The 312-nt window shown below is 41.0% G+C and carries 1 protein-coding gene; it reads right to left on the bottom strand.

Annotation, left to right across the window (positions count from 1 at the left end; all coding sequences use genetic code 11):
• The coding region (locus A3761_RS03445) for an AMP-binding protein (RefSeq protein WP_231881141.1) at positions 1–295 on the bottom strand (295 nt) is incomplete at its 3' end.
• Between the last annotated feature and the right edge of the window lie 17 nt (positions 296–312).

Here is a 312-nt window from a genome sequence, read left to right as displayed (position 1 = left end):
CAATTAGGATTTGTTTAAGCTGAGAAGATACGGGAATAGCGAAACTCACCTTGTGATCGATTACCGCATCAATCCATTTTTTAGCAGTGTAAGTGCCAAGTACTACGCAAGTTCCACCAGATATAAGTGAGATAACAACAAGCCTTTCTGCTAAGGAGTGATACATAGGCGTTGCGATCAAAGTAAGGTCTTCAGATGTTATATTATATAAACCTATAGCTGCTTGAGCCCTAAGCAGCTTTGTCTCTTGCGATAGAACTATCGGTTTTGGGTCACCTGTAGACCCTGAGGTCATTGTCAATATATAGGGCT

The sequence above is a fragment of the Oleiphilus sp. HI0123 genome (assembly GCF_001635315.1).
The sequence above is the reverse complement of the archived record's forward strand: the minus strand, read 5'-3'. Positions and strand labels throughout refer to the sequence as shown.